Origin of the sequence: [Clostridium] citroniae WAL-17108 (genome assembly GCF_000233455.1) — a bacterium.
GTDB classification, from domain to species: domain Bacteria; phylum Bacillota; class Clostridia; order Lachnospirales; family Lachnospiraceae; genus Enterocloster; species Enterocloster citroniae.
In genome coordinates this window covers 1,604,377-1,610,750 of record NZ_JH376420.1, presented here as the reverse complement: position 1 = coordinate 1,610,750, position 6,374 = coordinate 1,604,377, and the positions used below count along the sequence as shown (strand labels likewise).

Sequence of the window (6,374 nt, the reverse complement as noted above, 5' to 3'; positions counted from 1 at the left end):
AAGTCGTACCTCTTTTGATTACAGTGGAAGGTAGCTTTTCCGATCATTCTTCCGATTTCTGTCGAAGTTTTTATTCTCGGTAAGTCCTTTCTCAATATCAACACGCTGTTCAAATGTTAAATGTTTCTGATTGCCTTTATTATTCATAATGATCTCCGATCTGCACAGGCAGGCAATCAGCTGCAAGTACATTATACGGAGGCATGAGTATCAAGGACAATAGGGCGAATATCTGTGCAAGATTAATTTCCAGAAATATAGAATTTACTCTTGCATTAAGGTGTGAACTGGAATTTACAATTTCATTTAAGTATCCAGAATATTTGGAGGAATTGTTTGAAAAGATCGAAATCCATAAAAAACATATGTTCTGTCAGAACAACTATATCACCCATCCATATCTATGTCAATGGACCAGGGAGGGAAAATAAATATGGGAGCAGCGTTGAGTGCTGGTGTTTCTGGTTTTATGATCAGCCCTCTTTTTGCTTTGAAGAACATCAAACAATTGTTTGGCGTTTGCTAAGTCATAGGCTGGCTGTATTACTGATCAAAAAAATACAAAATAATATTTCCTTTTTACATCCTTTTTACTATAATACATAAAGGAAATAACAAAAAGGAGGATGAAAATATATGATTTGTCCTAAATGTAATGGTAAGATGGAAGAAAATCGTATACGGACGCATATGCTTTGGATTGATGCGATCCATCAAATACCGGATGAGGAAAAGCAGTTAGGGCCCACGATCGCCTATGTATGTGATGAGTGCGGTTATATGGAGTTTTACCGGGAAAAGAAATTGGAATAGAAAAGCGGCAGGGATCATTCCCTGCCGTTAGTGTCATCTTCATCTTTTATATATTCCAATACATCACTTACAGAACAATCCAGAAGCCTGCACAGCGTGTTAAGTGTATTGATATTCATGCTGTTTCCGTGTCTGATCGAATGATATGTGGACATTGGAAAACCCATCTTCCCCAATTTGTATGATGTTATGCCTTTTTCTTTCATTGTCCGAAATAACGGCTCGTAGCTTATCATGTCTCGCCTCCCATTTATTAGTATGCTCTATAACTTGTATATTATATTTTGTATATACGTTTTATAAAAGATACTATTAATAATACATACAGCTTATAGTATGCAAGATGCATCCCCCCAAGCGGACAAGGGTACTAAATGATGAGATCAATCAGATATCAGTGGCCGGAGTTTCGTTTTCGTGTGATATAAATGCATATTTTCATACCGATAAAAGGATAATGTAACATTTCTGGATATTAAAAAACCCACGCTATTACGTTGCTTTTCGCAATCACGTGGGTTTTGGACAAATGGAGACAACGGGATTCGAACCCGCGGTCTCTGCGTTGCGAACGCAGCGCTCTCCCAGCTGAGCTATGTCCCCATAAATCACATTATAGCACAAATGGAAAAAATTACAATCCCATGATGGACTGGAACCTAAAATTTTGAATCATACTATCAGTGAGATGAAATACCCAGTAGAATCTGGAGAAAGGAAAAATCCAATTATTATCTGAGATAATTGGATTATACGTAATAATATGGACCAAGAGAGAGAAGAAAAACTGGCACAAAAAAAATCCAATGAAATGTTTAACAGTATAACGGAAAAACAAAAGCCGGAGAATCAGAATCAGACCCACAATTCCCGTAGGGAAGGCATGGGACCGAACACAAAGCGGAAGCCTAGTTGAGCCCCCTGCATCCCTAGCCCCTGCAACCTAAGCCCCTGCAACTTAATCTTCCCAATTACCAAGTCTTACCCCAAAAAACGCGTGTCTGAACAGTAAGTCCGGATTCATCCCCGCGTTTTTAATCTTCAACCCCATTAAACAGTTGTAATTGCACGAATAATCCACTTATCCACAATAATGTGGAAAAGATTGTGGATAAAATGTTATTATCTGAAAAAATATTAGTTTATCCACATTTGTACAAAAAAAGGACAGAACCTTGCGGCCATAAGCCAAGGTCCTGTCCCTTTTCCTGATTTACTAAGCCTTGTTTACAAAAGACTCACAGTCTGTACATTCCTTTACGGTTGGGTTAGCCTCGTGTGTGCCTACCTTGATTACGTTCAGTGTACAGTAATTCTCATCCTGCGCGTGATGGGTGCAGTTCTTGATGGAACATTGAATGCTTTCGTTCTTGCCATTGACCTTCATGGAAAAACCTCCTTTAAAAAATTATTTGATTACCTGCTTATTATCTGCAGAAAATCGAAAAAAATACCCTTGGATTTATACGGCGGTATCGTATATGCTGCCATATGCCATGTATTTATATCCAGAAGACAAAATATATTTGAAAAATCCTGACTTTTGTTATATACTATGGTCTAGCACATAAAAATACAAAAAGGATGGTTTTACTATGGCACTGTTAGAGACATGGAGAAATCTGGCATATGGCGATGGCCTGGATGATAAAAAGAGAGAAGAATTGTGGGCGGGATATTTCCAGATTGAAAAGGGAATTTATGAGCAGATCCTTTCCAACCCGGCAGAGGTTGTGACAGGAACTGTAAAGGAACTGGCTGAGAAGTACGAAACTGAGATACTGATCATGACAGGTTTCCTGGATGGAATCAATGAGAGCCTGAAGGGCTATGAGAATCCCATTGAGACCATGGAAGAGGACACAGAGGTCAAAATTGAGATCGACCCGGAAAAGCTGTATTACAATATGGTGGAGGCAAAAGCTAACTGGCTGTATGAGCTTCCTCAGTGGGACAGCATCCTTACCCAGGATAAGCGCAAGGAACTTTACAAGAATCAGAAAGCTTCCGGCACGGTCCGCAAGGATAAGAAGATTTTCCCCAACGATCCCTGTCCATGCGGAAGCGGCAAGAAGTATAAGAAGTGCTGCGGTAAGAACGCATAATGATATCTGATTGTAAGCCGCCTGCCCGGAGATGATCCGGACAGGCGCTTTTGCAGTGAAAGACAGGAGGGTGAGACATGGAAGCCTATACGGGATTTGCGGAAGTTTATGATGTGTTCCAGGACAATGTGCCCTATGAGGAATGGTGCGCTTATGTGACAGGTCTTTTGGCGGAATACGGAGTTTCTGACGGCCTGATACTGGACATGGGATGCGGCACCGGAAGCCTGACAGAGCTTTTGGCAAAAGCCGGATATGATATGATCGGAATCGATAATTCCGGGGAAATGCTTCAGATCGCCATGAACAAGAGCCGTGATTCCGGACTGGATATCCTTTATCTGCAGCAGGATATGCGGGAATTTGAACTGTACGGTACGGTGAGGGCAGTGGTCAGCATTTGTGATTCCATGAACTACATTATGGAATACGGGGATTTGGTACAGGTGTTCAGGCTGGTCAATAATTATTTGGATCCCAAGGGTGTATTTATCTTTGATCTCAACACAGAATATAAATACAGGGAAATGCTGGCGGATTATACATTTGCAGAGGACAGGGAGGAATCCAGCTTTATCTGGAATAATTTTTATGATGAGGAAGACAAGGTCAATGAATATGACCTGACCCTTTTTGTAAAAGAAGGGGAGCTTTACCGGAAATTTGAGGAAACCCATTATCAGCGGGCCTATAGCCTGGAGGAGATAAAGCAGGCCATTGGGGAAGCGGGCATGGAGTTTGTGGCAGCATACGATGCATGCACCCATCATCCGGCCAGGGATGACAGTGAACGGATTTATGTGGTTGCCAGGGAAATGGGAAAGTGACCTGAAACAGAAGGCACAGTGAAAGGATTGGTGTGATACAATGTCAGATTATGTAGTTAGAGCAACTGCGGCCGCGGGAGAAATCCGTGCATTTGCCGCCACAACCAGGGATATGGTGGAGGAAGCCAGAAAGGCCCATAATACCAGCCCGGTAGCAACCGCGGCATTGGGCCGCCTTATGACAGCCGGAGCCATGATGGGCTGCGACATGAAAGGGGATAATGACCTCCTTACCCTTAAGATCCAGGGGGACGGACCTATTGAAGGACTGACCGTTACCGCTGACTCCCACGGAAATGTAAAGGGATACGCCTTTAACCCCGTGGTCATGCTGCCTCCCAATGCAAAGGGAAAGCTGGACGTGGGCGGTGCCCTGGGCGTGGGAGTGCTGAGTGTGATCAAGGATATCGGCTTGAAGGAACCCTATGTGGGACAGACTATCCTGGTATCAGGAGAGATTGCAGAGGACCTGACTTACTATTATGCCACCTCAGAACAGACCCCCTCCTCCGTAGCATTGGGTGTGCTGATGAATAAGGACAACACGGTTCGCCAGGCAGGAGGATTTATCATTCAGCTGCTTCCCGGGGCATCTGAATCCATTATTGGAAGGCTGGAGGAAAAACTGAAAGAGATTTCTTCCATTACCACCCTGCTGGATGTGGGCAATACGCCGGAGATGATACTGGAATATATCCTGGGAGAGTTTGGACTGGAGATCAATGACAGGGAGCCGGTACGGTTTTACTGCAATTGTACAAAGGACCGTGTGGAAAAGGCATTGATCAGTGTGGGAAAAAAGGATATACAGGAAATGATCGATGATGGAAAGACCATTGAGGTGAACTGTCATTTCTGTGGAAAGAACTATGGATTTACCGTGGATGAGTTAAAGGATATCCTGGATAAAGCCAGGTAGGGATCATAAACGGAACAAAAAGAGCCAGTCAGACGACTGGCTCCTACTTGTAATCATTTGAAATCAGATATAACTTACTTCAACTCTATCAGTAATGATATATGTTTGAAAAAGGTACACTGTTGTTCATTGATTAAATTCTGGTTACGTTGGTAGCCTGAGGACCCTTAGCCCCGTTAACTACGTCGAACTCAACCTCTGCGCCCTCATCTAAGGACTTGAAGCCTTCCATGTTCAGACCAGAGTAGTGTACGAATACATCGTTGCCCTGCTCGTCAGAAATAAAACCGTAACCCTTCTGGTTGTTGAACCACTTAACTGTACCTTTCATTACGATACCTCCAAAAAATATAAAAAATTGTTCTGTTGCAAGTTATTTCGCAACTGACCTTAGAATATCACAAATGTTGAAAAGTGTCAAACGTTTTTGGTCATAAAGCATAAACAAATTATGCAAACTTAAGATTCTATTGTTCAAAGGTTAAAATCGAAAGAAACAGGGGCAAAAAGGTGAATTTTATGATATACTAACTGGAATAAAGGGTGAAAAGAAGGGATTTATGAATGAAAGTTCAAAATATATGGAGGCATTACTGTACGATTACAAAGCACAGGCACCTGGTACGCAGGCATTGTTTTAAGATTGGCCTGTACTGGCAGGGGCTGACGCATGACCTTTCCAAATACAGCCCGGAGGAATTCTGGACCGGTGTCCGCTATTACCAGGGAAACCGCAGCCCCAATGCGGCGGAACGTGAGCTTGTGGGTTATTCCAGGGCCTGGCTTCACCACAAGGGCAGGAACAAACACCATTACGAGTACTGGATCGACATTTCCAACCACAAGGAAGACGGACTGGTAGGAAACAAGATGCCGCTGCGGTATGTGGCAGAGATGATTTGTGACCGGATTGCCGCCTGTGAGGTTTATAAGGGAAAGAACTATACAAGTGCGGCTCCTCTGGAATATTATGAATATACAAAAAGATACATCACCATCCATCCGGAGACAAGAGCGCTGTTGGAAAAGCTGCTTATTATGCTGAAAGAAAAGGGAGAGGACCATACCTTTGCCTATTTAAGGAAACTGTTGAAAAAGGGAACGTATTAGATCAAAGAACGTATTAGATCAAGGAACGTATTAGATCAAGGAACATATCAGACCGATGAAGATCGGCGGGGAAAACCGCAGCATCATGGATGGAACGTGTGCCATGCTGCCGCGGTTCTTTTTTGCGTATATGGGTCTTAGTCTTCTTTAAACAAATGCTCCTGGATGATCCTCACCCCATCCTCAATGCACCCCGGACATGAGCGCAGCGGCGTGCCTGTATCTTCGCCCCTCAGCTCACGACAGACAAGGCTGCCGTTCTTTTCCTTGAATGCGCGGATGCAGGAAGCAGCAGCCTCGTATGAGATGGCTTTGGAATCCGGGCCGTCCGTGTGTCCGGTGCTGCATTTCAGGCCCGCCAGTACGGCGGCAGCGGAGATGGCGCCGCAGGTTCCGTCCATGCAGCCCATACCCAGGCCAAGGCCCTCTGTTACGCGAAACAAGGTCTTCTCGTCCAGATCTGTTTTATCTGCAAATACACATGCAACTGACTGGGCGCAGTTAAAGCCTCTGTCATGGAATGCATTTGCCTGTTTTGCTTTATCGATTTCTGTTTTTTCTTTTGACATGGTTTATTTCTCCTTTGCTGTAAAGATTAAG

The 6,374-nt window shown here is 43.6% G+C and carries 9 protein-coding genes, 1 tRNA gene and 1 pseudogene; 5 read left to right on the top strand and 6 right to left on the bottom strand.

The window, feature by feature from the left end; translation table 11 throughout:
* Positions 1-147 (bottom strand): annotated as a pseudogene (locus HMPREF9469_RS34045) (helix-turn-helix domain-containing protein); the annotation flags it as partial.
* Between the two features lie 489 nt (positions 148-636).
* On the opposite strand from HMPREF9469_RS34045, the gene HMPREF9469_RS32365 reads away from it, so the two are divergent.
* The gene (locus HMPREF9469_RS32365; protein ID WP_007860551.1) at positions 637-813 is read left to right on the top strand and encodes a hypothetical protein; all 177 of its coding nucleotides are present in this window, start codon (positions 637-639) and stop codon (positions 811-813) included.
* A 14-nt stretch (positions 814-827) separates the two neighbouring features.
* Here the strand turns inward: HMPREF9469_RS32365 and HMPREF9469_RS07285 are convergent, their stop codons facing one another.
* From HMPREF9469_RS07285 to HMPREF9469_RS31175, 3 genes are all read right to left on the bottom strand, one after another.
* Positions 828-1,049, bottom strand: a complete 222-nt coding sequence (locus HMPREF9469_RS07285) for a helix-turn-helix domain-containing protein (RefSeq protein ID WP_007860550.1) — start codon at positions 1,047-1,049, stop codon at positions 828-830.
* Positions 1,050-1,343: 294 nt separating this feature from the next.
* Positions 1,344-1,416: transfer RNA gene (locus tag HMPREF9469_RS07280), tRNA-Ala, on the bottom strand.
* A 613-nt stretch (positions 1,417-2,029) separates the two neighbouring features.
* On the bottom strand, positions 2,030-2,200 hold the full coding sequence (locus HMPREF9469_RS31175; RefSeq protein WP_007860549.1) for a DUF1540 domain-containing protein: 171 nt from the start codon (positions 2,198-2,200) through the stop codon (positions 2,030-2,032).
* Positions 2,201-2,408: 208 nt separating this feature from the next.
* Here HMPREF9469_RS31175 and HMPREF9469_RS07275 point away from each other — a divergent pair, with 208 nt between their 5' ends.
* The 3 genes from HMPREF9469_RS07275 to hslO all read left to right on the top strand — a co-directional run bounded on the left by HMPREF9469_RS07275 (position 2,409) and on the right by hslO (position 4,664).
* The gene (locus HMPREF9469_RS07275) at positions 2,409-2,918 is read left to right on the top strand and encodes an SEC-C metal-binding domain-containing protein (protein ID WP_007860548.1); all 510 of its coding nucleotides are present in this window, start codon (positions 2,409-2,411) and stop codon (positions 2,916-2,918) included.
* Positions 2,919-2,995: 77 nt separating this feature from the next.
* The gene (locus HMPREF9469_RS07270) at positions 2,996-3,745 is read left to right on the top strand and encodes a class I SAM-dependent DNA methyltransferase (RefSeq protein WP_007860547.1); all 750 of its coding nucleotides are present in this window, start codon (positions 2,996-2,998) and stop codon (positions 3,743-3,745) included.
* A 40-nt stretch (positions 3,746-3,785) separates the two neighbouring features.
* On the top strand, positions 3,786-4,664 hold the full coding sequence (gene hslO, locus HMPREF9469_RS07265; RefSeq protein WP_007860546.1) for an Hsp33 family molecular chaperone HslO: 879 nt from the start codon (positions 3,786-3,788) through the stop codon (positions 4,662-4,664).
* Positions 4,665-4,797: 133 nt separating this feature from the next.
* On the opposite strand, the gene HMPREF9469_RS07260 is transcribed toward hslO, so the two are convergent.
* Entirely contained in the window at positions 4,798-4,995 is a 198-nt protein-coding gene (locus HMPREF9469_RS07260) for a cold shock domain-containing protein (protein WP_007860545.1), read from the bottom strand.
* 233 nt (positions 4,996-5,228) lie between these two features.
* Between HMPREF9469_RS07260 and HMPREF9469_RS07255 the strand changes: the two genes are divergently transcribed.
* Entirely contained in the window at positions 5,229-5,774 is a 546-nt protein-coding gene (locus tag HMPREF9469_RS07255) for a DUF5662 family protein (protein ID WP_007860543.1), read from the top strand.
* Between the two features lie 137 nt (positions 5,775-5,911).
* Here the strand turns inward: HMPREF9469_RS07255 and HMPREF9469_RS07250 are convergent, their stop codons facing one another.
* Complete coding sequence (locus tag HMPREF9469_RS07250) at positions 5,912-6,343, bottom strand: C-GCAxxG-C-C family protein (protein WP_007860541.1); 432 nt, start codon at positions 6,341-6,343, stop codon at positions 5,912-5,914.
* Positions 6,344-6,374 lie beyond the last annotated feature (31 nt).

Bases quoted from the DNA above. Each gene is read 5' to 3' on its own strand.
- HMPREF9469_RS32365 (WP_007860551.1), top strand. From the start codon at position 637: ATGATTTGTCCTAAATGTAATGGTAAGATGGAAGAAAATCGTATACGG.
- HMPREF9469_RS31175 (WP_007860549.1), bottom strand. From the start codon at position 2,200: ATGAAGGTCAATGGCAAGAACGAAAGCATTCAATGTTCCATCAAGAAC.
- hslO (WP_007860546.1), top strand. From the start codon at position 3,786: ATGTCAGATTATGTAGTTAGAGCAACTGCGGCCGCGGGAGAAATCCGT.
- HMPREF9469_RS07250 (WP_007860541.1), bottom strand. From the start codon at position 6,343: ATGTCAAAAGAAAAAACAGAAATCGATAAAGCAAAACAGGCAAATGCA.
- HMPREF9469_RS07260 (WP_007860545.1), bottom strand. From the start codon at position 4,995: ATGAAAGGTACAGTTAAGTGGTTCAACAACCAGAAGGGTTACGGTTTT.
- HMPREF9469_RS07270 (WP_007860547.1), top strand. From the start codon at position 2,996: ATGGAAGCCTATACGGGATTTGCGGAAGTTTATGATGTGTTCCAGGAC.
- HMPREF9469_RS07285 (WP_007860550.1), bottom strand. From the start codon at position 1,049: ATGATAAGCTACGAGCCGTTATTTCGGACAATGAAAGAAAAAGGCATA.
- HMPREF9469_RS07255 (WP_007860543.1), top strand. From the start codon at position 5,229: ATGAAAGTTCAAAATATATGGAGGCATTACTGTACGATTACAAAGCAC.
- HMPREF9469_RS07275 (WP_007860548.1), top strand. From the start codon at position 2,409: ATGGCACTGTTAGAGACATGGAGAAATCTGGCATATGGCGATGGCCTG.